The sequence below is a fragment of the Lysobacter defluvii IMMIB APB-9 = DSM 18482 genome (genome assembly GCF_000423325.1).
Taxonomy (GTDB): domain Bacteria; phylum Pseudomonadota; class Gammaproteobacteria; order Xanthomonadales; family Xanthomonadaceae; genus Novilysobacter; species Novilysobacter defluvii.
The window spans coordinates 90,100-111,871 of the sequence record NZ_AUHT01000012.1; the positions used below are offsets into that span (position 1 = coordinate 90,100).

A 21,772-nucleotide genomic window follows, 5' to 3' on the forward strand; every position below is an offset into this window, starting at 1 on the left:
GCACGCGGTCTCTTGCGATGCGACCGCGCCGGCCTAGGCTAGCGGCATGGACGATGCCCGCAAACCCCAGGCTCCGATCAAGGGCCGCGGAGCCGCCTCGCGCGTGGCGGGAAGGTTCCAGTCCGAGGTCACCACCGGCACCGACGACGGGTGGGATTCGGTGTACGCCGACATCGCCGAAGCGCCGCGCCCCGCCACCTCGGTGACCGAGGAGCGCGCGCGCACGGTGATCAGCCGCAACAACTCGCCGGACATCGGCTTCGACCGCTCGGTGAACCCGTACCGCGGCTGCGAGCACGGCTGCGTGTACTGTTTTGCCCGGCCGTCCCACGCCTACCTGGACCTGTCGCCCGGGCTGGACTTCGAGACCCGCCTGTATGCCAAGACCAACGCGGCCGAGCGGCTGCGGGCCGAGTTGGCACGTCCCGGCTACGTGCCGCGCCCCTTGGCGCTGGGCATCAACACCGATGCCTACCAGCCGATCGAGCGCCGCTACCGCATCACCCGCGAGGTGCTGGAGGTGCTGGCCGAGTGCCGCCATCCGGTGAGCTTCGTCACCAAGGGCGCGATGATCGAGCGCGACCTGGACCTGCTCGCGGACATGGCGCGGCAGCGCCTGGTCACGGTGTACTTCTCGGTCACCACGCTGGACAACCGATTGTCGGCGCGGATGGAACCGCGCGCCTCGGCGCCGCACGCGCGCCTGCGTGCGATGCAGGCACTCCACGAGGCCGGGGTCCCGGTCGGGGTCATGGTGGCCCCCGTGATCCCCGCCCTGACCGACCATGAGCTGGAGGCGATCCTGGAAGCCGCGCACGCACACGGCGCACGCGCGGCCGGGTACGTCCTGTTGCGCCTGCCGCACGAGCTGAAGGAGGTCTGGCGCGAGTGGCTGGAGCTGCACTATCCCGACCGTGCGGCGCACGTGATGAGCCTGGTCCGGCAGATGCGGGGCGGGCGCGACTACGACAGCCGGTTCGGAACCCGCATGCGCGGCGAGGGACCGTTCGCGCAGCTGCTGTCGAGGCGCTTCGCCCGCGCCCACCGCCAGCTGGGCTTCGGACGGCTCCCCGCGCTGGATACCGGCGCCTTCGTGCCGCCACGGCCCGCTACGCCCCAGGGCGAGCTGTTCTGAAGGGCCGCGCCCGGCGCGGACTTGCATTCCACCCGCAGGCCGGGCCAAGGTCCGACGGTTCATCTTCGCGGCCGGGGGTGCACCCGCCCCTCACCCCGGCCTGTGTAGCTTCCCGCGACGCATCCGTTTTCCTGATCGATGTCCCACGTCCCCACCCCAACGCCTGCCCGCGAGTCGAACCCCGATAGCGGCGTGGAAGAAGCTTCACGGAGGCAGCTGCAGATGTTTGTCGATGCGGTCGCCCACGACCTGCGTGCGCCGCTGCGCTCGATCCAGAGCTTCTCGCGCCTCCTGGAGGACAGGGCGGCCGCCCAGCTCGACGGGCAGTCGCGGGACCACCTGCGGCGCATCCAGCACGCGGCCGAGCGCATGGACGGGCTGCTCCGGGGCCTGGCGGAGCTGTCGCAGGCCACCAACGCGGAGTTCCGCTCCGGACCCGTGGACCTGGGCCTGCTGTGCGAGTGGGTGCTGGCCGAGTTGCAGGACACCACCCCCGACCGTGGGGTGGAAGCAACCACCTCAGGCCTGGAGGATCTGCGCGTGGAAGGCGACGAACGGCTGCTCCGGCTCGCACTGGCGCGCATCCTCGACAACGCCTGGCGCTTCACGCCCGCTGGTGAACCGGTGCGGCTGGAGATCCGGGGCTCGCGGGACGACGGCCGGGTGCGCCTGTCGATACGCGACCAGGGCGTGGGCTTCGACATGCGCTACGCACACAAGATCTTCGAGCCCTTCCAGCGGCTGCATGGACCGGAGGACGGTGCGGGACACGGCCTCGGCCTTGCGGTCGCGCAGCGCGTCGTCGCGCGCCACGGTGGACGGGTGCGGGCGGAATCCACGGATGCGGGCGGCACCACAATCGAGCTGGAGCTGCCCACTGCCGGAGGAGGATCGGGTATACCGTGATGATGCAAAAGGACATCCTGCTGGTCGAGGACAATCCGGACGACGTGGAGCTGACCCGGCTCGCGTTCGCCGAGGCGAAGATCGCGAACCGCCTGGTGGTGGTCGGCGATGGCGCCGAGGCGCTGGACTACCTGTTCGGACGTGGCAGGCACGAGGGGCGCGACCCCGCCGACCTGCCCTCGCTGGTCCTGCTGGACCTCAACCTGCCCAAGGTGGATGGCCGCGAGGTGCTACAGGCGATCCGCGGCGAGGAGCGCACCCGCACGCTGCCGGTGGTGGTGCTGACCACCAGCACGGAGCCCTTCGACGTGGAGGCCAGCTACGCGCTGGGCGTGAACAGCTACATCCAGAAGCCCGTCGACTTTGAGCAGTTCGTCTGGGCCGTCAAGCAGGTCGGCCTCTACTGGCTGGTGCTCAACCACCCGCAGAACAGCTGAACCGCGCCGCGCAGCTACCCGTTCGCGTACAGGCGCTCGGCGCGCTGGAACATCACCCAGCTGGTCGCGATGTACTTGTCCCCGCCCTCGGGCCGGTTGCCGCGGTGGGTATGCGTGAAGGCGGCGGGCGCGATCAACAGCGAACCGGTGCGCGGCGCGACCTTGCGCCGCTGGTACAGGAACTCGGTCTCGCCGGCCTGGAAGCCCTCGTTGAGGTACACCGTCCACAGCAGGTGCCGGTGCAGCGTCTCGGCCTGCGCATCCCGCGGGTAGAGCTCGCAATGCCAGTACGGGTACCCGCCCTGGCCGGCGCGGTAGCGCTGCAGGTTGATGGCACCGGGGCGGAACACTACCCGCAGCAGTGCTGACAGCGCCGCATCGTCCATCCCCGCGATCCGTTCCGGCGTCAGGCGCTCGAGCTGTCCGTCCGCCGCGGGCGCCTGCAGCATCACCGGCGCGATGAGCACGTGCGGCCAGCGCCGCGCATACGCCACCAGCCCGCGGAGCATCGCGGCATTGAGCATACCCTCTAGCTGCTGCCATTCCGGACGGCCGCTGATGGTCAGGTCGTGGCTGTCCTTGAGCTCCACGTGGACGCCGCCCCCGACCCGGCCGGGCGCGACCGCGCCGCTGGCTTCGAATGCGTCCACCAGCTGGCGGCACTCGGAGGAGTCCAGGGCGCCATCGGTGACCTGGATGAAGTCGTCGTTGCTGCCGTCCATGTGCGTGCTCCGGTGGGTAGCCCGGTTCCATGGTCACACGACGCCGGTCCCGGGCCAATCGCGTGACGGGTGTGTAACGACCCTGCGGACGGTGTAACAGGATCGTTACACCCCTCCAGGATGCGCAAAGCCACACCCGGCCGGCGTTCGGGAGCTTCGGCCACCGGTCGCCTGGCACGCGGGTGTTACACCGGTCGAAGCGGGCGCGTAGCCCCACGGCCTTGCAACCTCTTGAAATCACAAGGATTTCTGGCTTGGCACGGCCCCTGCGTTACTCCCCTTGCACCCATCGGGGGATTTACCAGATGTACAGCCAAGCCCGTCTTCGCAGCGGGGCCCTGATCGTCTCCGTAAGCCTGCTGGCACTGCTGCCAGTCCAGGCCGAGGCATCCGGCGCCCGCCACTCCGACAAGGCGCGCCACGGCGAGATCGTGGTGCTGCGTGATGTCCACTCACGGCATGCCTACCGTTCCATGCCGCCCGGCATGGCGGTCATCGTGGATCCCTCTCCCCAGCGGGAACTCGCCAACATCCTCGGCACCGGCGAACTCAGCGACGACGAGTTCGCCGCAATCGGCGCCAGCGCCGGTGGCGCCCCTGTGGCCGGCCCGACCACCGTGGAGCGCATGACCAACCACGCGGTGGGCGGCTCGCTGGGCGTCCTCACCGGGAATTCGGGACCGTTGTCCGGCGCGGGCCTGACCGGAAGCGTCTCGGTGCCGATCGGCGCCGTCAACCGCGCCACCAGCGGCATCGCCGACCAGATAAACGGCGCCCTGGCGCAGTTCCCGATGCTGGGACAGACGACCCAGCAGACCACCCCGCCGGGAGGTCCCTGAGCATGTCCGCACGGCTCCGGCTGGTGCTCCTGGCAACCCTCGCCTGCGCCTTCCCGGCGGCGGCGGGTGACCCGGCCGACGACGGCTACGACGCGTTGCTTGGCTACCTGGCCAGCACCGACATTGCCGACAACGCCCTCGCGGGCGCGAGCGGCGCCATCGCGGTGAACCAGGCCGCCGGCGACCTGAACATGCAGGCCAACGTACGCGCCCTCGCCAGTGGCGAGCACGCCGACGCGGCCGCCACGGCACGCCAGCTGCGCAGCAACGACCGCTTCGACACGCCGCTGCAGGCGAGCGTGGGCATCCGCGGGCAGGCGCTGTCGGGTGCCAGCGGACTCGTTTCGATCAACCAGGCCAGCGGGAGCGGGAACGCCGAGGTGAACCTCGTCACCGCCGTGCTGGCCTCGAAGGGCATACGCGAGACGGGCGACGAAGGTCTGTCGTTCGTCTCCGCGTCAGCGGGGGAGCAGACCTCCATGGACCCAGGCGCGTCGGCCAACGCCTCGCGCTCCGTCGCGGTGGAAGCCACGGCACTGCAGGGGTTCAACGGAGTTCTGCAACTCAACCAGGTCGCCGGCTCCGGAAACGCGACGAGCAACCAGCTCGCGCTGGATTTCCGCGGTCGATGACACCCGTTCCACCCGTGGTACCACAGAGAGAGAGAGCAACCATGAAAGTGACCCTGAAGAAGACTGCGATGGCGCTCGCAGTGGCCACCCTGGCGGCAAGCCCGGTGGCATTCGCGCAGAGCGTGGATGACCAGAACGCCGATGCCGACATCGATCACCAGCACCGGGTGAACGAGGACTGGGACATCAACGTCCAGGACATCCGCAACTATGAAACCACGGTGGTGGACAACCGTGACTACGACGTCACCGTGGATGACACCCGGAACTTCGAGACCAACGTCATCAACCGGGACATCGACGTGGTCGATGCCGACATCACGGTCGACGACACCCGGAACTTCGAAACCAACGTCATCAACCGCAACTACGCCGAGAACGTGACCGTGGACGCGGACGTCGACGCGGACGTGGACCTGGTGCTCGATGCCGCGGCGGTGATCCGCTACAACGGCCAGTTCAACGAGACCGTCAACGATCGCGAGGACTCCTGGACCACCAGCGAGGACCACTCCTACACCAGCGACATCGCGACCACCGAGAGCCACTCCTACAGCAGCACGTGGGACGTGACGGCGAACGAGGACGTGGACATCGACTCCGACATCCGTCGCGAGCAGAACGAGCACGGCCGCTCGGTCTACCTGTCCAAGGACCTGTCGCTCGACTCCGACATCGACATCAACGGCGACATCGAGCTGACCGGCGACATCGACGTCGACTCGGCTGCGATCGCGGTGGTCGACGGCCGGCAGACGACCGCTGGCAACACCGGCAACAACAGCCTGCTCGACAACGATGCGCAGATCGCCGACGACGCCGCTGGTGGTGCCTCGGGCAACCTGGGCTTCAACGTCGCGGCCGGTGACAACAACTCCCAGGACAACGCCGCTGCCCTGTCGGCCGCCGACGCCAGCTTCGCCTTCGGCATGGCCGATGCGGAGATCTTCAACAGCCAGGTCGGTGCCAACAACCTCACCAACAACAGCGGCGTGACCAATGACGCCAACGTCGGCGGTGCGGCGTTCAACGGTGCCTCGGGCAACATCAGCGTCAACGTGGCCTCGGGCAACAACAACGCCCAGCGCAACTCGCTGGCGGCCTCGGTGGCGACCAGCGCTTACGCGCAGGCCTCGGTGGCGTCCGACCAGACCTCGGGCGGCAACGTGACCAACAATGCCGGCCGCTTCGAGACCCAGGTGGGCACGCTGCAGTTCTCGCTGACCGGAGGTATCAGCGGCGTGGACGGCTCGCAGGCGACGTACGAGGAGACGGGCATGTCGTACCAGCACGCGAACCTCTACCCGGAGCTGTGGGGTGCGGACACCAATGGTGGTGACCACAACAGCTCGCCGCGTCTTGGCCACGCTGATTGGGACGGGGATATCCAAGGTGCGACCCTGAACCCGACGCGCGAAGGCGAACTCGACGAGTTCGGCATGCCGCACGGCGGAATCGCCTTCGATAACGTCAACGAGGGCGTGATCGACCTGTCCGAAGCCGAGCTGGAGGCCAGCCTGAGCGGCACCGCGCAGTACGCCTACCAGGTGGCGGTGATGGCGACCAACAACGCCAGCCTCGACGGGTCGGCGTTCAACGGGGCGTCGGGCAACATCGGCGTCAACATCGCCTCGGGCAGCGGCAACCTGCAGTCCAACAGCCTGTCGCTGGCGGTCGCCCAGCCGTCTACTGGTGGCGGCAATGGTGGAGGCAACGGCGGCGGCTGAGGCGTGCCCCACTAGCAGGAGCAAGTGCGTCAAGCCCGGCCCTTCCCTGAGGGCCGGGTTTCCCGAAAGCCCCGCTCCACTTCCCCCGGGGGCGGGGCTTTCCCTTTCGAGAGGTGAACCGATGGTGCCCAGGATCCGGCTACGCGTGCTCGCGGCCTGCGCCTTCGTCGCCGCCGGGGTCGATCCGGCCGGCGCAGCGGACGTGGCCTTCAGTGGCGTGCTGCCCAACGGGGCGGTCTACACCACGCCGGTCGAGAGCATGACCGAGCGCCGCTTCCGCCACCTGGTGCGGCAGCAGACCGACTACAGCTGCGGGGCGGCCTCGCTGGCGACGATCCTGAAGTACGCCTACCACCTGGAGGCCGACGAGGCCACGGTGATCGAGGGCATGCTGCGCAACGCCGACCAGGAGCTGGTGGCCCAGCGCGGGTTCTCGCTGCTGGACATCAAGCGGTACGTGGAGTCGCTGGGCATGCGGGGACGCGGCTACCGGGTGGACGAGGACCGGCTCCGTTCCCTGCGGGTGCCGGGCATCGTGCTGATGGACGTCAACGGCTTCCGGCACTTCGTGGTGCTCAAGCAGGTGATCGACGACCGGGTGGAGGTCGGTGACCCGATCCTGGGCAACCGCAGCGTGCCGATCGAGGAGTTCCTCGCGTCGTGGCCGTCCCGGGCCGTGTTCGTCGTGATAGGCAGTGACTTCGACCGCAACACGGTACTGCTCGAGCCGATGGAGCGCCCCAGTGCGCGCCGTTTGCTGGCCCAGCAGGTGCCGATCACCGATGCCGAGCTGCTCGACTTCGGTTTTACCCATGCGGATCTTTTCTAGGGAGTGGTGGCCATGCTCACCCGATCTTTCCTCATCCTGGCCGGAGGCGCGCTGGCAACCATGCTGGCGCTCGCCTGCCCGGCCCCGGCGGCCGCGTCGCAGCCCGGCAGCGGCCTGACTGAAATTCCCGACCCCGAGCTCGAGCTCATGCGTGGCCGCTACACGGTGGGCGGCAACTCCGTGGCCTGGTTCGGGGTCACTATGATCTCCACCTGGACCGATGCCGCCGGGCGCACGCTCGAGGGCGGCATGACCCTGGGCATGGACTTCACCAAGGGCGGCCAGGTGCCGGTGGTCAGCTTCACCCCGGTCGTCAGCATCACCGATGCCGACGCGCCGCTGCCGGTGACCACCGCCGGCTCGCGGAGCATCGACGGCTCGGGCCTGGCCAATGCGTCCGGCCTGTTGCAGAGCGTGCAGCTGGCCGGCGACGGCAACACCGCCAGCAACCTGGCCCATCTGCGGGTGCGCGAGGGAACCGGGGCACCGGACGGCGTGGCCGCGCCGATGTACGGGCACGACGCGGTGACCCGGCTCGGCAACGCCAGCGTGCTGGCCGGCTTCGACGGCGGCACCGCGCGGGTGAAGCTGCAGATCGACGGCCAGGGCGCCGTGGAGCAGTGGATCCGCAGCGGCAGCGTGGGCCAGAGCATCCAGCTCGCGGCCGACCAACAGGTCGCCGCCAACCGCTTGCAGATCGACCTGGTGCAGCAGCCGCTCGCGGCACAGGCCATGCTCGCGCAGAACGTGGCGCAGGCCATGGTCACCGCGCGCGGGATTGGACCGGGACTCTAGGGACGGGTCCGGCGTCTTCAGGGGGCGCCGGACGGGGGAAATCGATGGAAAACAACGTATCCACCGCGGTACGCGCCCTCGCGGCCGCAACGCTCGCCGGCCTTGGCGCCGGCGGTTTCGCCGGTGCCGCCCAGGCGCAAACGCAGGCGGCCCCGCCGGCGGAGCCGCCACCGCAGGAACAGCCCGCCGTGGCTGCGTCCGGCGGGGACGAGGCCGGCGAACTGCAGGCACTGACCGCGCAGCTCGAGGCGCTCAAGCGGAGCTACGCGCAGGAAGTCCGCCGCCTCCGTGAACTGGACATGCAGCTGCAGGCACTGCAGTCGCGGATCGAGCGTGGGACGGCCGCGGGATCGCCGGCGACGGCGCAGGCGGCGCCGCCGGGCACGGCAGTGCCGCAAGCCCAGCCCCAGGCGCCAGCGCAGCCCCCGCCGCAGCCCGCCACTACGGCACCCACCGCCGTCGCGTCCGCTCCCACCGAGCCGCCGCCGGGCCACGCCGGGACCGCGGAGGACGCCGAGCGCGCCCAGGAAGCGGCGATGCGCAGCGTGCAGGACGTCAAGCAGCAACAGCAGGCCCTGTTCAACCGCCGCCTGACCTTCGAAAACAGCCTCACCTACAACCGCTATGACCGCAAACAGCTGACGCTGACCGGCTTCCTGGCACTGGACGCGATCTTCCTGGGCAACATCGCGATCGAGAACGTGGAGTCCGACACGCTGACCTGGAACTCGGCGATCCGCTTCGGCCTCAACCCGCGCACCACGCTCAGCGTCGACGTGCCCTGGCTGGCGCGCAAGACCGTCTACCAGAAGGGGGGCGCCGGCGGCGCGGCGAGCGCCATCGCGCAGGAGCACACGACGGGGACGGGCCTGGGCGACATCACCGTGAGCGCCAACTACCGGCTGTTCACCGAGCGCCCGAACTGGCCGGACACCGTGCTCACCCTCGGCGTCACCGCGCCGACCGGGCAGGAGCCCTACGGCGTGTCCTGGCGGGTGCTGGAGCGGGACGACGAAGGCTTCATCCGCTTCGCGGTGCCCGAGGAGGAGCCGACCGGCAGCGGGGTGTGGCAGGCCAACGTCGGCATGTCCTTCGTGAAGACGGCGGACCCGGCGATCCTGTTCGCGAACTTCGGCTACATGCATCCCTTCGCGAAGAGCTTCGACGACCTGGACAACAACCCCGACACCATCAATCCGGGCGAGGTGTGGCTGGGGCGGTCGTTCTACTTCGGCGCCGGCCTGGCGTTCGCCTTCAACGAGCGCACCAGCCTCAGCCTCTCGGTCAGCGACAAGCTCAGCGCCCGCGCGCGCACGCGCTATGACGAGGGCGACGGCAAGTGGCTGAAGGTGATCGGCAGTGACGCCAACGCGGCGATGTTCAACCTGGGCGTGACCTACGCGCTCAACCAGAACTCCACCTTCGTCACCCAGCTCGGGATCGGCCTGACCCCGGACGCGCCGGACTTCAGCCTGATCTTCAAGGTGCCCTACATGCTCTAGCGGTGGGTACCGGTGCGGCGTAGCTGCTCGATGCGCAGCTGGTGCTTGCGGCACAGCCGGTACACGGTCACCCGGGACACCCCGAGCCGCCGCGCCGCCTGGCTGACGTTGTAGCCGCTGTCGCGCAGGCAGCCGAGCAGGGTGTCGCGCTCGGCGTCGACGCGGGCGCGGTCCAGGCCGCGTCCGTTCGGGGCCGCGGCGGTGTCCGCCAGCTCCAGGTCGGCGGCGCCGATGAGTTCGGATTCGGCCACCACCGCCGCGCGCTGGACCCGGTTGAGCAGTTCGCGCACGTTGCCCGGCCAGTCGAAGGCGAGCATCGCGCGCCGGGCGTTGCTGCTGAACCCGCGGGCGCGCGTGGCGTGGTGGTGTTCACGGAAGCGGTCGAGGAAGTGCTGGGCCAGCAGCACGATGTCCTCGCCGCGGTCGGCCAGGCGGGGCATGCGCAGGCGCAGGACGTTGAGGCGGTAGTACAGGTCGGCGCGGAAGCGGCCGTCCTCGATCGCCTGCTCCAGGTCCACGTGGGTGGCGGCGATCACGCGTACGTCGACCTTGATCGGCTGGTGGCTGCCCACGCGTTCGATGGTGCCTTCCTGCAGGACCCGCAGCAGGCTGGTCTGGGCGTCCAGCGGCAGGTCGCCGATCTCGTCCAGGAACACGGTGCCGCCATCCGCCGTCTCGAACAGGCCGATGCGGCGCGCCGTCGCCCCGGTGAACGCCCCGCGCTCGTGCCCGAACAGCTCCGATTGCACGAGGTTGTCGGGGATCGCGCCGCAATTGAGCGGCGCAAAGGCCTTCCCGGCGCGGCGGGAGAGGTCGTGGAGCGCCCGCGCGGCGACTTCCTTGCCGGTGCCGGTCTCCCCGGTGACCAGGGTCGGCAGGTCGATGGGGGCGAACTTCCGGATCGCCGCGACCGTGCGCAGCATCGCCGGGCTCTGCCCGACCAGCGCGTCCAGGCCGTGCGGGCTGTCCGACGCCGGCGAGCGCGCCAGGCCGGTGACCGCGCCGACCAGGCTGCCGGGGGGCGGTGCCTGGACGAAATGCCGCTGGCAGTGGGCCAGCAGGCGTTCCACGGCCGCGGCGTCGGCCAGCTGCCGCGGGACGATGGCCAGGAACGGCAGGTGCCGGTACTCGCTGGCGAGCTCCACCGCCGCTTCCGCGGTGGCCTCGTCGCCATCGCGCAGGTCGAGCATTCCCACCACGGTGTCGCCTGCCCGCAGTCCGATGCCGCCGGTGCCGTTGCCGGGCGCGATCGCGCGCAGCTGCCAGCCGGCGGCTGCCAGCGCGTCGCGCTCTTGTGGGAGCGGGTCTCCGAACCAGACCACGCATTGTCCGGGGCCACCGGTGCTTGCGGCCATGCTTCCCCCGAAGCCGACTGGGTGTCCGGCGCGGCGGGGGGCAAGCTGGAGGCCTCCACGACCGCCGCGGCGGGTCGATGTGTGTGCCTGTCCAACAACGGGGCGGCTGGCCGGAAGCGGCCAGCCGGCGGTGCGATCAGCCCGCGGTTGCGTCGTGCTCCCGGTGGTAGCGCCCGGCTTCCTCGACTTCGCCCTTCGAGCCCAGGAACACCGGCACCCGCTGGTGCAGGTCCGCGGGCCGCACCTCGAGCATGCGCTGCCGTCCGGTGGTCGCCGCGCCGCCGGCCTGCTCGACCAGGAAGGCCATCGGGTTGGCCTCGTACATCAGCCGCAGCTTGCCGCCCTTCGCCTCGTTCTTGGCATCGAGCGGATAGCTGAAGATGCCGCCGCGGGTCATGATCCGGTGTACGTCGGCGACCATGCTGGCGACCCAGCGCATGTTGAAGTCCTTGCCGCGCGGCCCGGTCTTCCCGGCGAGCAGGTCGCCGACGTAGGCCTGCATCGGCGGCTGCCAGTGGCGCTGGTTGGACATGTTCACCGCGAACTCGGCGGTCTGCTCGGGGATCCGGATGTTGCGGGTGGTCAGCACGAAGCTGCCGACCTCGCGGTCCAGGGTGAAGGCGTGCGTGCCGTGCCCGACGGTCAGTACCAGGGTGGTCTGCGGGCCGTACACGCAGTAGCCGGCCGCCAGCTGCGCGGTGCCCGGCTGCAGGTAGTCCGCGTCGACGGGGTCCTGCCCCTGTTTGGCGTACGGCAGCACCGAGAAGATGGTGCCGACCGACACGTTCACGTCGATGTTGGAGCTGCCGTCCAGCGGGTCGAACAGCAGCAGGTAGCGCCCGCGCGGGAACTCGTCGGGGATCGGCTGGCTGTGGTCCATCTCCTCCGAGGCCAGGCCGGCCAGGTGGCCGCCCCAGGCGTTGGCTTCCATCAGCACGTCGTTGGCGATGACGTCGAGCTTCTTCTGCGCCTCGCCCTGCACGTTCATGCTGGCCGCGCCGGGAAGCCCTGCCTCGCCCAGGACGCCGCCGAGCGCACCCTTGCCCACGGCGATCGAGATCCGCTTGCAGGCGCGGGCGACCACTTCGATCAACAGGCGCAGGTCGGGCTCGATGTGGCCGGCGCGCTGCTCCTCGATCAGGAACCGGGTCAGCGAGCAGGGCTGGGCGTCATTGCAGGAGAGGGACATGGCGCGCACGGGCAGTGGGGACAGCGCGCATTGTAGGCCGCGGCCGCCGGCCCTGCCCCGGGTCAGGCCGCCGGCTGCAGGCGCCGCATGCGCCGCACGGCGTCGGAAAGCCGGGCGCGGGAGTATTCCAGCATCAGCAGCGGGGCGGCCGGCTCTGCGGCGCCCAGGACGCGGCGGGCATCGTCGAGCACCTGCTCGGCGGCGGAGTAGGCGTCGGGGTCCAGCAGGTCGGCCAGGCGCCGCAGGTGGGCGCCGGCGCGGCGGGCGAAGGCCAGGTCCTCGCCCTCGCCGGCGCGGCCGACGGCTTCGTCGAGGGTGGCGTCAAGTCGTTCGAGTTCGTGCGCGAGCGCCCGGCGGGCGTCGTGGAAGTGGGGGTGCATGTCGTCAGGTACTGCGGGGGAGCGGCATGGTCGCCCGCGGCGCGTTACCGGACGGTAGAGGTCCCGCGACAGTGCGGTGACGGCGCGCCTCAGATGACCCGCAGCGTGATCGCCTTGAGCACCGCGCGGGTGCGGTCGCGGGTGTCGAGCTTTTCCAGGATCGCCGAGACGTAGTTCTTCACGGTGCCCTCGGCCAGGAACATCGCCCGGGCGATCTCGCGGTTGGAGTAGCCGCCCGCGAGCAGCCGGAGGATCGCGACCTCGCGCGCGGTGAACGGTGCGATCGGGGCGTCGTCGGCGTGGTAGCGGTAGCGCGAGCGGATCGGGTCGGTGCTGACCGGCTGCAGGAGCGTCGAACCCCCGGCGACCTTCCGGATCGCCTCGTGCAGGTCCTCCGGGGCGGCATCCTTGAGCAGGAAGCCCTGCGCGCCGGCCCGCGCTGCCTCCAGCAGCAGGTCGGGCTCGTCGAAGGTGGTCAGCAGCAGGACCGGCGTGGCGTCGCCGCGCTCCCTCAACCGGCGCACCGCCTTGATGCCATCCACGCCCGGCATCCGGACATCGCTGAGGACGACATCGACGGCGGTGCGCTCCAGCCGTGCGAGCAGCGACTCGCCGTCTTCGGCCTCCAGCACCACGCGGACCCCCTGCTGGCCGAGCAGGGCGCGAAGCCCGGCCCGCACCAGCGCCTGGTCGTCGGCCAGCGCGACCTGCAGCGTGCCTTCGCCCCGGGCGCCGGACACGCTCATGCCGGGAGCTCGGCTTCGATGCGCAGCGCGCCGGCAGTCCCGGTGGTCACCGATACCGTGCCCCCCAATCCGGCCAGCCGCTCGCGCATGCCCGCCAGGCCGTTGCCCTCCCGGATTGGTCCGCGTACGCGGCCGTCATCGTCGATGCGCAGCCGCAGGCGGGAGCCCTCGCGCTGCAGCGATACCGTCAGCTGGTCCGCATCGGCGTGGCGGGCGGCATTGGTCAGCGCCTCCTGCACCGTGCGCAGGATGGCGTCCGCCACGGCGGCGTCGTGCACCTGCACGTCATCGCCGATGTCCAGCCGGAGCCGGGGGCGCGGCAACGGAGCCGCCAGTGCGCGCAGCGCCGTGACCAGGTCCAGGCCGGCCTCGTGGCGCATCGCCGCCACCAGTCCGCGCAGGTCGGACAGCAGCTCGGTGGCCAGCCGGCGGCTGGTGGCCAGCTCGGTGCGCGCGGCGAGCGCCGGATCGCGGGCCAGCAGCCGCAGGTTCAGCGTCAATGCGGTGAGCTTGTGGCCGGCGACATCATGGAGCTCGCGCGCGACCCGCAGGCGCTCGTTGCCGCGGGCGGTGTCGGCGAGCAGGGCGCGGGTGGCGAGCAGGTCGGCGTTGACCCGGGCCAGCGCGTCGCGCGAGGCCTCGGCGGTGCGCGCGTAGTGGGCGACCAGCGCGGCGAAGGCCTGGAAGCCGATGTACAGGGTGGTGACGAGCAGGGGCTCGCTGTACCCCGCGCCGCGCAGCAGCAGGTACAGCGCGATGTTGAGCACGGCGACCGCGGCCACCGTGACCCGCGCCGGCATCACCAGTGCAAGTTGTGCCACCAGCACCACCAGCAGTACCGGCGCAGTGCCGCCCCGCGGAGCCAGCCATACCAGGGCGAGGGCGCAAACCGCCTCCACCAGCAGGGCGACGGGCAGCACCCATCGTTCCCAGCGCCTGGGCAGCAGGTCGGCCGACAGGAAGGCCACGAGGTAGATCGCTGCAAGCGTCCACATCAACGCCGGCTGCGTGGATTCCTCCACGCGCAGGCCGAGTGCCGCCGCGGCCCAGGTGACCAGCCCGGCGAGGAGCATCGGTTCTTGCGGAGCGCGCAGGCGGAGCATGCCGCGATGCTGGCCCTGCGCGGGGTGGCATGCAATGGCCGGGGAGCAAGTCGTGACTTCCGGCAGGTCGATCCGGTGACCGGAGGCCCTGCAAGCGGCCAAGGCCGCGGCGCAGGCTGGAGGCGTCCCCCAACAGGAGTGCCCACGATGGACGCCATCCCCACTTTCGCGCTGCTGCATGCCGGTGCCGGAACGCTGGCGCTCGCGGGCTTCTGGCTCGCCGCCGGCTTGCGCAAGGGCAGCGGCCCACACCGGCTCGCGGGCCGGGCCTACCTGCTCTCCATGGCGACGGTGATCGCCACCGGCATCCCGCTCACGCTGGGCCAGTGGGCGGACGGGCACCCGGTCGCAGCCGCCTTCCTGGGTTACCTGCTGCTGCTCGTGTCGACCACGGTCTGGCTGTCATGGCGGGCGGTGCGGGACCGCGGCTCGCCGCGGCGCTACTTCGGACGCGTCCATGCGGCGCTGGCCATCGCCAATCCCGTGGCAGGCGCCGGCGTGCTGGCGCTGGGCCTGGCCACGGGCAGCGCCCTGCTGACGGGCTTCTCGCTGGTGGGCCTCTTCACCGGGATCGACATGTGGCGCCGGAGGCGGACCATGCCGTCGCGCCCCGGATGGTGGATGCAGGAGCACTACGCGGCGATGGTCGGCAACGGCGCGGCCACCCACGTGGCGTTCCTCGTGCTGGGACTGCCGCGGCTGGTTCCGGAGGTGGCGGGCAGCGCGGCGTACCTGGCCGGGTGGTTCGTTCCAGTGCTGGTCGCCGTGGCCGCCAACATCTGGCTGGACCGGCGCCACGCGCGCGGCCGCGCCCCGGTCGGTCAGACGTCGCCGTCTTCCAGCCAGCCCTCGCCGGTGCCCCGGTTGTAGACCCTGTCGCCGTCGAGCACGTCGCCGGCGGGGATGGAGTCCAGCTTCGACAGCCGATCGTAGATCGGCAGGAAGTCCGGGCGCGTGGACTCCATCAGCTGCTCGAAGCTGTCGATGACGAAATAGGTCTTCTGGTAGGTGTCGATGCGGTAGCGGGTCCGCATGATCCGCTCCAGGTCGAAGCCGATCCGGTTGGGCGCATCCGACTCCAAGCTGTAGATCGACTCGCCCTTGGAGCTGACGATGCCGCTGCCGTAGATGCGCAGGCCGTCGTCCTGGCGGATCAGCCCGAACTCGACCGTGTACCAGTACAGGCGGGTCAGGTGGACCAGCGCCTCTTCGCCGACGCCGTGGGCCTTCACCCCGCCGCGGCCATAGGCCTCCATGTAGTCGGCGAAGACCGGGTTCATCAGCAGCGGCACATGGCCGAACAGGTCGTGGAACAGGTCCGGCTCGGACAGGTAGTCCATCTGCCCGGGCTTGCGGATCCACCAGGTGACCGGGAAGCGGCGGTTGGCGAGGTGGTCGAAGAACGCCAGCTCGGGTAGCAGGCCCTCCACGCCGATCAGCTCCCAGCCGGTGGCCCTGCGCAGGATCGGATTGAGCTCGTCGAATTTCGGGATCCGGTCCGGGCTCATCTCCATCGCCGCCATCGCGTCCAGGAACTCGCTGCTGGCGCGGCCCGCCAGCAGCGCGCGCTGGCGCTCGAACAGCCGGGCCCAGACCGAGTGGTCGGTCTCGCTGTAGCTCGACCACGGCTGCTCCACCACGGCGGTGGTGTAGACGGGCACGTAGCCCTTGTCGGTCATCTGGTGCTCGACGCGCTTCGGCATGTTCATGGCGCTGCTCCCTGCGATGGTCCCTGGCGACCTCCTACGCTAGCGCGGAAGCCGCGCAATCGGGTTGCGTCGTTGCGCCGTGGAGGGCGTTTGGCGCAAGGTTGTTGCGTGATCCCACCAATGGAGGCCCCTTGGCTGCCACTTCCCTCGACCGCACCGACCTGCTCGTGCTCGCCGAACTGCAGCGCGCGGGCCGCCAGACGAACGCCGAGCTGGCGGAGCGGGTGAAGCTCTCGCCCTCCGCGTGCCTGCGACGGGTGCAGCGGCTCGAACGGGAGGGCGTCATCGCCGGCTACCGCGCGCTGCTGGACCCGGAGCGGCTCGGACTGGGCCTGCAGGCCTTCGTCCGCGTGCAGCTGGACCACCACGACAGCGCCGCCATCGCCAGCTTCGGCGAGTGCGTCAATCGGTGGGAGGAGGTGGTCGCCTGCCACGCGCTCACCGGCGACATGGACTACCTGCTGCACGTCGTGGTGGACGACCTGGAGCATTTCTCGCGTTTCCTGCTCGACCGGCTGCTGGCGCAGGCGGGCGTGGACGACGTGAACTCCAGCTTCGTGCTGCGCACCGTGAAGGCGGATCGGGGACTGCCGTTGCCCCGGGCCTGAGAGGCCGGTCACGGTTCCGCACTGCGGGGCGACAGCCGGCGGGCGGACGGCCGTTACCGGTACTGGATTCCTCTGGTTGGTGAAATGCTCAAGCCCCGCCTAAGCGCCGACTTCCGGTTCGGCTTGATGGTCGTGTTCGGCGGCCTCGCCGTCGTCGCCATCACTCCGTTCGTCGTCTACCGGTTCGCGACCGGGAACCACCTGGCGGCCGTGATCGACATCGGGATACAGGTGGCGATCGTCTCGATCGTGGCCTACGCCTGGCGCAGCGGGAACATGGACCGCGCCGGGCTGCTGGCGGCGATGTGCATGTCCGGTGCCTGCGTGGCGGTCGGGCTGGTGGCCGGCCTGGCCGGCGCCCTGTGGCTGTACCCGGTGCTGGTGGCGAACTTCCTGCTCACCAGCCGCGGCCCGGCCATCGTGATCTCGGCCGCCGCGGTCGGCACGCTGGCCTTCAGCGAGGGTCTGGGCGGGTGGCCGACCTTCGGCTCCTTCGCGGTCTCGGCGATGCTGCTGTGCGGTTTCGCCTACCTGTTCAGCAGCCACTCCGACGAGCAGCGGCGCCGGCTCGAGCGGCTTGCCGGGCACGATCCACTGACCGGCGCCCTGAACCGCCGCGGCATGCAGCGCGAGCTGGAAGCGGCGATCGAGGCCGGGCGTCGCGACGTGCCCTGCGCGCTCGCGGTGCTGGACCTGGACCACTTCAAGCAGGTCAACGACCGCCACGGGCACCAGGCGGGGGATGCGGTGCTGGTGCGCTTCGCCGAGGTGGTGGAGGCGGCCACCAGGCGCAGCGACCGCCTGTTCCGCACCGGCGGCGAGGAATTCGTGCTGCTGTTGCCAGGCGCGGAGGCCGACATCCTCGCCCACGTGGGTTCGATCCTGGTGCGCACGGTCGCCGCGGAGGTGCGGTGCGGGGATGATCCGGTGACGGTGTCGGTGGGCATCACGCCGCTGCTGCGGGGCGATGACGCCATCCGTTGGCTGCGGCGGGCGGACCGGGCCATGTACCGGGCCAAGCGCGACGGCCGCAACCGGGTCGTGGTGGACCCGGGAGAAGCCGGGACGCAGCCGCCAGGGGGCGACAGGCCGCGCTAGTTCCCGGCCGGCAGCGATTCGGCGCACTCGCCGATCCGCAGCCATTCGCTGATCCGGGATCGCTCGCGCTCGCACCGCGCGATGGCCTCGGCGCGTGCCGCCTCGCGTGCGCGGTCGGCGGCGGCCGCCGCGCGCCGGGCACGGATCGCCGCGACTTCGGCACGCAGCTGCGGCAGCGCCGCGAGCGCCGCCCGCTCGCCCTCCAGGATGGCCCGGTCGCGGCTGGCGAAGTCGGTCGGGCCGATGTCGGTCACCGCGGGGCGGATCACCACGTCGGCGCGCGCCAGCTCCTGCTCGCCCAGGCGGCTGCCCATGATCGCCAGCGACTGGTTGACGATCCCCAGCAGGTGCGACGGGGTCTTGCCGCTGGCGCGGGCGGAGATGTCCACGGCGACCACGATGTCGGCGCCGAGCTCACGGGCGGTGTCGACCGGCACCGGGCTGGTCACGCCGCCGTCCACGTAGTGCTTGCCGGCCAGCGCGACCGGCTCGAAGACGCCGGGGATGCTGCTGGAGGCCCGCACCGCCCGGCCGGTGTCGCCACGCGTGAACACCACGCGCTCACCGGTTTCCAGCCGGGTCGCCACCGCGGCGAAGGGGATGCGCATGTCCTGCATCAGCCGGCGATCGACGAGCTGGTTCACGTAGTCCTGCAGCTTGCGGCCCTCGATCAGCCCGCCGGAGAAGAACCGCACGTCGCGGATCCGGTCCTCGTCCAGCGCAAAGGCCTGTTGCTGCAGTTCGAACGGATCCATGCCGCTGGCATACAGCGCCCCGACCACGCTGCCGGCGCTGGTGCCGGCGACGACGTCGGGCTTGAAGCCGTGCGCTTCCAGCACCTTGATCACGCCGATGTGGGCGAAGCCCTTCGCCGCGCCGCCCCCGAGCGCGAGGCCGATGCGTACCGGCTCGGGTGCGGGGATCCCGGCCGCTGCGGGGGGCGGGGCCTCCGCCCGCTCCGGAGTACCCAGGCAGGCGGTCAGCAGCAGGGCCAGTGCGGCCAGCAACGCAGGCCGCACGCAACGCAGGTTGATCATGGGAACCAGGCCAGGCTCATCGGGCCGCCGAGCGTAGCCCGGGTCCCTTGAACGCCGCCCAGCCGCCTCAGAACCGGTTGTCCCCGTCGAGGAACCGCCCCAGCCCCCCGAGCACCGAGCCTTCGCCGCGGTCCTGCCCGCCGCCGCCCGGTGCCGCCGCCAGCATCCGCCCGGCCATGCGCGAGAACGGCAGCGACTGCAGCCAGACCTTGCCCGGTCCGGTCAGCGTGGCCAGGAACACGCCCTCGCCGCCGAACATCATGCTGCGGATGCCGCCCACCGGCCGCACGTCCATGTCCACGCCGTGGTGGAAGGCCATGACGCAGCCGGTGTCGACATCCAGCCGCTCGCCCGGTGCCAGGTCGTACTCGACCACGGTGCCGCCGGCGTGCACGAAGACCCAGCCGTCGCCCTCGAGCTTCTGCATGATGAAGCCCTCGCCGCCGAACAGGCCGGTGAGGATCTTGCGCTGGAAGTGGATCCCGACCTGCACCCCGCGGGCGCCGGCGAGGAAGGCGTCCTTCTGGCAGATCAGCCGGCCGCCGTGGTCGGACAGCTTCATGGGCAGCACGGTGCCCGGGTAGGGCGCGGCGAAGGCCACCCGGGCCTTGCCCTGGCCGGTATGGGTGAACACGGTGGTGAACAGGCTCTCGCCGGTGATCACCCGCTTGCCGGCGGAGAACAGCTTGTCGACGAAGCTGCCGCCGGGGCGGCCGTCGCCGAACGCCGTGTCCATGCGCACCGCGGCGTCCTTGTACATCAGTGCGCCGGCCTCGGAGATCGCGCTCTCGCCCGGGTCCAGCTCGATCTCGACGAACTGCATGTCGGTGCCGACGATGCGGTAGTCGATTTCGTCGTCGCGTTCCATGTCGCGTACCTCCTTGGCCATTCGGGAGGAACGAGTCTAGGGCCGCCGGATGGCCGCGGTGATGGGTTATTCGTCACGCCGCCGGAACGGGAGCACGGTGCCGCGCTCCTCCGGCGGGCGCTCCCAGATCACCGGCACGTCCTCCGGCGGGGAAGGCTCCAGCCCGTCCTCCCGCGCGCGGGCTTCCGCCGCGGCGAGCTCTTCCTCCTCGATCTCCCAGCTGTAGCGGCGACGGGCCGCCTCCGGGTCCGCGCGGCGCCACAGCATCGCACCCAGCAGTCCACCCACTGCGCCACCCAGGTGCGCCTGCCAGGACACGCCGGCCTCGCGCGGCAGCACCGTCATCAGCATCCCGCCGAACAGGAAGAAGGCGATCATCGCCGCCGCCACCGCGGCCCGGTCGCGCCGCAGCAGGCCGAGGAAGAACACCAGGAACATCAGCCCGTGGGTCACGCCGCTGGCTCCCAGGTGGAAGCTGCCCGCCTCGCCCAGGAACCAGGCCCCCAGTCCGGAGCCCAGCCACGCGAGCGGCAGCGTGCGGGCGGTGGCGCGCGGATACAGCCCGGCGGCCAGGGTCCCCAGCATCAGCAGGGCGGTCGCGTTCGCGGCCAGGTGCTCGAAGGAGCCATGCAGCAGCGGCGCCCCCAGCAATCCGCGCAGGCCCTCCGGCGACCACGGCTGCACCGACCAGCTGCGCAGGTCCGTCCGCGCCTGCAGCCAGAACACCACCAGCAGCACGAGCACCGAGAGCAGGCTCAGGTTGAAGGCCCGCAGCCACCGTCGGCGGTCGGCCGCGCGCTGGGCCTTGGGATCCTCGGGAGGGGCGGTGTCGGGGATGTACATGAACCGATCAATGGCGCCCGTCGCGTGCGGATGCAAGTCCACCGCCGGTGCCGGTGCCGGCAGGGTCCGGCCCCGTAGAATGCCCGCATGAGCGAATCCAACCCCACCGTACGCCTGAAGAACGCCTGGAAGTCCTCCCACCCGTGGATCTTCCAGCGCCTGGTCGAGAAGCCCGCCCAGCGCCCCAAGCCCGGCGCCCTCGTCGACGTGGTCGGCGTCGACGGCGAATGGATCGGCCGCGGGTTCTACAACGGGCACTCGCGCATCGCCCTGCGGATCCTGGAGACGGACCGGTCCGTGGCGGTTGACGCGGACTGGTTCGCGCGCACCATCGCGCGGGCGGTGTCGCTGCGGCGGGACGTTCTGGGCCTGGACGAGGTGTCCAACGCCTGGCGCGTGTTCCACAGCGAGGGGGACGGCATCAGCGGACTGGTGGTGGACCGCTACGACGACCTGCTGGTGCTGGAGTTCTTCAGCGCCGGCGCGTTCCGCCATCGTGAATGGATCATGCAGGCGCTGGCCGCGCAGTTCCCTGGCTGCCGCTTCCACGCCTTCGCCGACGAGCACGTGCAGAAGCAGGAGAGCTTCGACTTCCACGGCTTCAGCAGCGGCAACGGGCCGACGGCGCCGGCGGTGATCACCGAGCACGGCGTGAAGTTCCGCGCCGACCCGGCGGGTGCGCACAAGACCGGCTTCTTCGCCGACCAGCGCGAAAACCGCGAGTGGCTGAGCCGGCATGTCTCCGGCAAGCGGGTGCTCGACCTGTGCTGCAACACCGGCGGTTTCGCGGTGTACTCGGCGGTGCGCGGCGCGGCCGAGGTGGTGGGCGTGGACATCGATGCCGACGTGATCGAGATCGCCAAGGGGAACGCGCGCCTCAACAACGTGCGCCCGCGCTTCGTCCAGGCCGACATCTTCCCGTGGCTGCGCGATGCGTCCAACGCCGGCGAGCTGTTCGACGTGGTGGTGCTGGATCCGGCCAAGATGACCCGCGACCGCGAGCAGGTGATCCCGGCGCTGAAGAAGTACCTCGACATGAACAAGCTGGCGATGTCGGTGGTGAAGCCGGGAGGGCTGTTTGCCACGTTCTCGTGCACCGGCCTGGTCAGCGAGGAGCAGTTCCTCGACATGCTGCGGCGCGCGGCTTTCTACTCGAACCGGACCGTGCAGGTGTTGAAGGTGGCCGGCGCCGGGCCGGACCATCCGTTCCTGGCCCAGGTGCAGGAGTCGCGCTACCTCAAGGCGGTGTTCTGCCGGGTGCTGGACTAGGCGCCGCCCCGCCGCGCGGTCGCAGTGGCTGCGACCGTGCCCG

At 70.7% G+C, this 21,772-nt stretch carries 22 protein-coding genes and 1 pseudogene; 13 read left to right on the forward strand and 10 right to left on the reverse strand.

The features are described from left to right. Window positions 1-46 precede the first annotated feature (46 nt). From G545_RS0110975 to G545_RS0110985, 3 genes are all read left to right on the forward strand, one after another. Window positions 47-1,135, forward strand: coding sequence for a PA0069 family radical SAM protein (locus G545_RS0110975; RefSeq protein ID WP_027070426.1), 1,089 nt, complete (start codon window positions 47-49; stop codon window positions 1,133-1,135). 222 nt (window positions 1,136-1,357) lie between these two features. Further along, window positions 1,358-2,041, forward strand: coding sequence for a sensor histidine kinase (locus G545_RS14485; RefSeq protein ID WP_052106740.1), 684 nt, complete (start codon window positions 1,358-1,360; stop codon window positions 2,039-2,041). A 2-nt stretch (window positions 2,042-2,043) separates the two neighbouring features. Then, on the forward strand, window positions 2,044-2,478 hold the full coding sequence (locus G545_RS0110985) for a response regulator (RefSeq protein WP_197050211.1): 435 nt from the start codon (window positions 2,044-2,046) through the stop codon (window positions 2,476-2,478). 14 nt (window positions 2,479-2,492) lie between these two features. On the opposite strand, the gene G545_RS0110990 is transcribed toward G545_RS0110985, so the two are convergent. Continuing rightward, complete coding sequence (locus tag G545_RS0110990) at window positions 2,493-3,200, reverse strand: 2OG-Fe(II) oxygenase (protein WP_027070428.1); 708 nt, start codon at window positions 3,198-3,200, stop codon at window positions 2,493-2,495. 305 nt (window positions 3,201-3,505) lie between these two features. Between G545_RS0110990 and G545_RS14490 the strand changes: the two genes are divergently transcribed. From G545_RS14490 to G545_RS0111020, 6 genes are all read left to right on the forward strand, one after another. After that, entirely contained in the window at window positions 3,506-4,039 is a 534-nt protein-coding gene (locus tag G545_RS14490; protein ID WP_052106742.1) for a hypothetical protein, read from the forward strand. Between the two features lie 2 nt (window positions 4,040-4,041). Beyond that, the gene (locus tag G545_RS0111000) at window positions 4,042-4,671 is read left to right on the forward strand and encodes a hypothetical protein (RefSeq protein ID WP_027070429.1); all 630 of its coding nucleotides are present in this window, start codon (window positions 4,042-4,044) and stop codon (window positions 4,669-4,671) included. Between the two features lie 41 nt (window positions 4,672-4,712). After that, entirely contained in the window at window positions 4,713-6,398 is a 1,686-nt protein-coding gene (locus tag G545_RS14495) for an autotransporter outer membrane beta-barrel domain-containing protein (RefSeq protein WP_027070430.1), read from the forward strand. A gap of 121 nt (window positions 6,399-6,519) precedes the next feature. Next, window positions 6,520-7,227, forward strand: a complete 708-nt coding sequence (locus G545_RS0111010) for a C39 family peptidase (protein ID WP_036136985.1) — start codon at window positions 6,520-6,522, stop codon at window positions 7,225-7,227. A gap of 12 nt (window positions 7,228-7,239) precedes the next feature. Further along, entirely contained in the window at window positions 7,240-8,022 is a 783-nt protein-coding gene (locus G545_RS0111015; RefSeq protein ID WP_231553194.1) for a hypothetical protein, read from the forward strand. A 44-nt stretch (window positions 8,023-8,066) separates the two neighbouring features. Next, a complete protein-coding gene (locus G545_RS0111020; RefSeq protein WP_154656582.1) occupies window positions 8,067-9,524 on the forward strand; it encodes a transporter in 1,458 nt (485 codons plus the stop codon). On the opposite strand, the gene G545_RS0111025 is transcribed toward G545_RS0111020, so the two are convergent. The 5 genes from G545_RS0111025 to G545_RS0111045 form a co-directional block, all read right to left on the reverse strand. Beyond that, window positions 9,521-10,879 carry a sigma-54 interaction domain-containing protein gene (locus G545_RS0111025; RefSeq protein ID WP_027070434.1) on the reverse strand — a complete coding sequence of 453 codons (1,359 nt, stop codon included), beginning with the start codon at window positions 10,877-10,879 and terminating at the stop codon, window positions 9,521-9,523. The two genes, G545_RS0111020 and G545_RS0111025, sit on opposite strands and share 4 nt — an antisense overlap. Before the next feature lie 136 nt (window positions 10,880-11,015). Continuing rightward, window positions 11,016-12,068: a class 1 fructose-bisphosphatase gene (locus G545_RS0111030; protein WP_036139266.1), complete on the reverse strand. Its 1,053-nt coding sequence runs from the start codon at window positions 12,066-12,068 to the stop codon at window positions 11,016-11,018. A 62-nt stretch (window positions 12,069-12,130) separates the two neighbouring features. Further along, on the reverse strand, window positions 12,131-12,448 hold the full coding sequence (locus G545_RS0111035) for a hypothetical protein (RefSeq protein ID WP_027070436.1): 318 nt from the start codon (window positions 12,446-12,448) through the stop codon (window positions 12,131-12,133). Window positions 12,449-12,537: 89 nt separating this feature from the next. Continuing rightward, window positions 12,538-13,194: a response regulator transcription factor gene (locus tag G545_RS0111040; protein ID WP_027070437.1), complete on the reverse strand. Its 657-nt coding sequence runs from the start codon at window positions 13,192-13,194 to the stop codon at window positions 12,538-12,540. Continuing rightward, the gene (locus G545_RS0111045) at window positions 13,191-14,297 is read right to left on the reverse strand and encodes a sensor histidine kinase (RefSeq protein ID WP_043711709.1); all 1,107 of its coding nucleotides are present in this window, start codon (window positions 14,295-14,297) and stop codon (window positions 13,191-13,193) included. The genes G545_RS0111040 and G545_RS0111045 overlap by 4 nt, the downstream gene beginning before the upstream one ends. A 147-nt stretch (window positions 14,298-14,444) precedes the next feature. Between G545_RS0111045 and G545_RS0111050 the strand changes: the two genes are divergently transcribed. After that, on the forward strand, window positions 14,445-15,167 hold the full coding sequence (locus tag G545_RS0111050) for a hypothetical protein (RefSeq protein WP_027070439.1): 723 nt from the start codon (window positions 14,445-14,447) through the stop codon (window positions 15,165-15,167). Here the strand turns inward: G545_RS0111050 and phhA are convergent. Next, window positions 15,119-16,006: a phenylalanine 4-monooxygenase gene (phhA, locus tag G545_RS0111055; RefSeq protein WP_027070440.1), complete on the reverse strand. Its 888-nt coding sequence runs from the start codon at window positions 16,004-16,006 to the stop codon at window positions 15,119-15,121. The two genes, G545_RS0111050 and phhA, sit on opposite strands and share 49 nt — an antisense overlap. Before the next feature lie 131 nt (window positions 16,007-16,137). Between phhA and G545_RS0111060 the strand changes: the two genes are divergently transcribed. Both G545_RS0111060 and G545_RS14500 read left to right on the forward strand, forming a co-directional pair. Then, window positions 16,138-16,614: an Lrp/AsnC family transcriptional regulator gene (locus G545_RS0111060; RefSeq protein WP_027070441.1), complete on the forward strand. Its 477-nt coding sequence runs from the start codon at window positions 16,138-16,140 to the stop codon at window positions 16,612-16,614. 84 nt (window positions 16,615-16,698) lie between these two features. Further along, window positions 16,699-17,712, forward strand: coding sequence for a GGDEF domain-containing protein (locus G545_RS14500; RefSeq protein WP_043711712.1), 1,014 nt, complete (start codon window positions 16,699-16,701; stop codon window positions 17,710-17,712). On the opposite strand, the gene G545_RS14505 is transcribed toward G545_RS14500, so the two are convergent. The 3 genes and pseudogenes from G545_RS14505 to G545_RS0111080 all read right to left on the reverse strand — a co-directional run bounded on the left by G545_RS14505 (window position 17,709) and on the right by G545_RS0111080 (window position 20,460). Further along, complete coding sequence (locus G545_RS14505; protein ID WP_052347321.1) at window positions 17,709-18,749, reverse strand: patatin-like phospholipase family protein; 1,041 nt, start codon at window positions 18,747-18,749, stop codon at window positions 17,709-17,711. The genes G545_RS14500 and G545_RS14505 overlap by 4 nt on opposite strands. A 67-nt stretch (window positions 18,750-18,816) precedes the next feature. Further along, a pseudogene (locus tag G545_RS14510) lies at window positions 18,817-19,611 on the reverse strand (TIGR00266 family protein); the annotation flags it as partial. A gap of 72 nt (window positions 19,612-19,683) precedes the next feature. Further along, complete coding sequence (locus G545_RS0111080; protein ID WP_036138347.1) at window positions 19,684-20,460, reverse strand: rhomboid family intramembrane serine protease; 777 nt, start codon at window positions 20,458-20,460, stop codon at window positions 19,684-19,686. An 87-nt stretch (window positions 20,461-20,547) separates the two neighbouring features. Here G545_RS0111080 and G545_RS0111085 point away from each other — a divergent pair, with 87 nt between their 5' ends. Further along, window positions 20,548-21,729 (forward strand): class I SAM-dependent rRNA methyltransferase, encoded by a 1,182-nt coding sequence (locus G545_RS0111085; protein ID WP_027070443.1) that lies wholly within the window; start codon window positions 20,548-20,550, stop codon window positions 21,727-21,729. Window positions 21,730-21,772: the final 43 nt, after the last annotated feature.

Bases quoted from the DNA above. Each gene is read 5' to 3' on its own strand.
- G545_RS0110975 (WP_027070426.1), top strand. From the start codon at position 47: ATGGACGATGCCCGCAAACCCCAGGCTCCGATCAAGGGCCGCGGAGCC.
- G545_RS14485 (WP_052106740.1), top strand. From the start codon at position 1,358: ATGTTTGTCGATGCGGTCGCCCACGACCTGCGTGCGCCGCTGCGCTCG.
- G545_RS0110985 (WP_197050211.1), top strand. From the start codon at position 2,044: ATGCAAAAGGACATCCTGCTGGTCGAGGACAATCCGGACGACGTGGAG.
- G545_RS0110990 (WP_027070428.1), bottom strand. From the start codon at position 3,200: ATGGACGGCAGCAACGACGACTTCATCCAGGTCACCGATGGCGCCCTG.
- G545_RS14490 (WP_052106742.1), top strand. From the start codon at position 3,506: ATGTACAGCCAAGCCCGTCTTCGCAGCGGGGCCCTGATCGTCTCCGTA.
- G545_RS0111000 (WP_027070429.1), top strand. From the start codon at position 4,042: ATGTCCGCACGGCTCCGGCTGGTGCTCCTGGCAACCCTCGCCTGCGCC.
- G545_RS14495 (WP_027070430.1), top strand. From the start codon at position 4,713: ATGAAAGTGACCCTGAAGAAGACTGCGATGGCGCTCGCAGTGGCCACC.
- G545_RS0111010 (WP_036136985.1), top strand. From the start codon at position 6,520: ATGGTGCCCAGGATCCGGCTACGCGTGCTCGCGGCCTGCGCCTTCGTC.
- G545_RS0111015 (WP_231553194.1), top strand. From the start codon at position 7,240: ATGCTCACCCGATCTTTCCTCATCCTGGCCGGAGGCGCGCTGGCAACC.
- G545_RS0111020 (WP_154656582.1), top strand. From the start codon at position 8,067: ATGGAAAACAACGTATCCACCGCGGTACGCGCCCTCGCGGCCGCAACG.
- G545_RS0111025 (WP_027070434.1), bottom strand. From the start codon at position 10,879: ATGGCCGCAAGCACCGGTGGCCCCGGACAATGCGTGGTCTGGTTCGGA.
- G545_RS0111030 (WP_036139266.1), bottom strand. From the start codon at position 12,068: ATGTCCCTCTCCTGCAATGACGCCCAGCCCTGCTCGCTGACCCGGTTC.
- G545_RS0111035 (WP_027070436.1), bottom strand. From the start codon at position 12,448: ATGCACCCCCACTTCCACGACGCCCGCCGGGCGCTCGCGCACGAACTC.
- G545_RS0111040 (WP_027070437.1), bottom strand. From the start codon at position 13,194: ATGAGCGTGTCCGGCGCCCGGGGCGAAGGCACGCTGCAGGTCGCGCTG.
- G545_RS0111045 (WP_043711709.1), bottom strand. From the start codon at position 14,297: ATGCTCCGCCTGCGCGCTCCGCAAGAACCGATGCTCCTCGCCGGGCTG.
- G545_RS0111050 (WP_027070439.1), top strand. From the start codon at position 14,445: ATGGACGCCATCCCCACTTTCGCGCTGCTGCATGCCGGTGCCGGAACG.
- phhA (WP_027070440.1), bottom strand. From the start codon at position 16,006: ATGAACATGCCGAAGCGCGTCGAGCACCAGATGACCGACAAGGGCTAC.
- G545_RS14500 (WP_043711712.1), top strand. From the start codon at position 16,699: ATGCTCAAGCCCCGCCTAAGCGCCGACTTCCGGTTCGGCTTGATGGTC.
- G545_RS14505 (WP_052347321.1), bottom strand. From the start codon at position 18,749: ATGATCAACCTGCGTTGCGTGCGGCCTGCGTTGCTGGCCGCACTGGCC.
- G545_RS0111080 (WP_036138347.1), bottom strand. From the start codon at position 20,460: ATGTACATCCCCGACACCGCCCCTCCCGAGGATCCCAAGGCCCAGCGC.
- G545_RS0111085 (WP_027070443.1), top strand. From the start codon at position 20,548: ATGAGCGAATCCAACCCCACCGTACGCCTGAAGAACGCCTGGAAGTCC.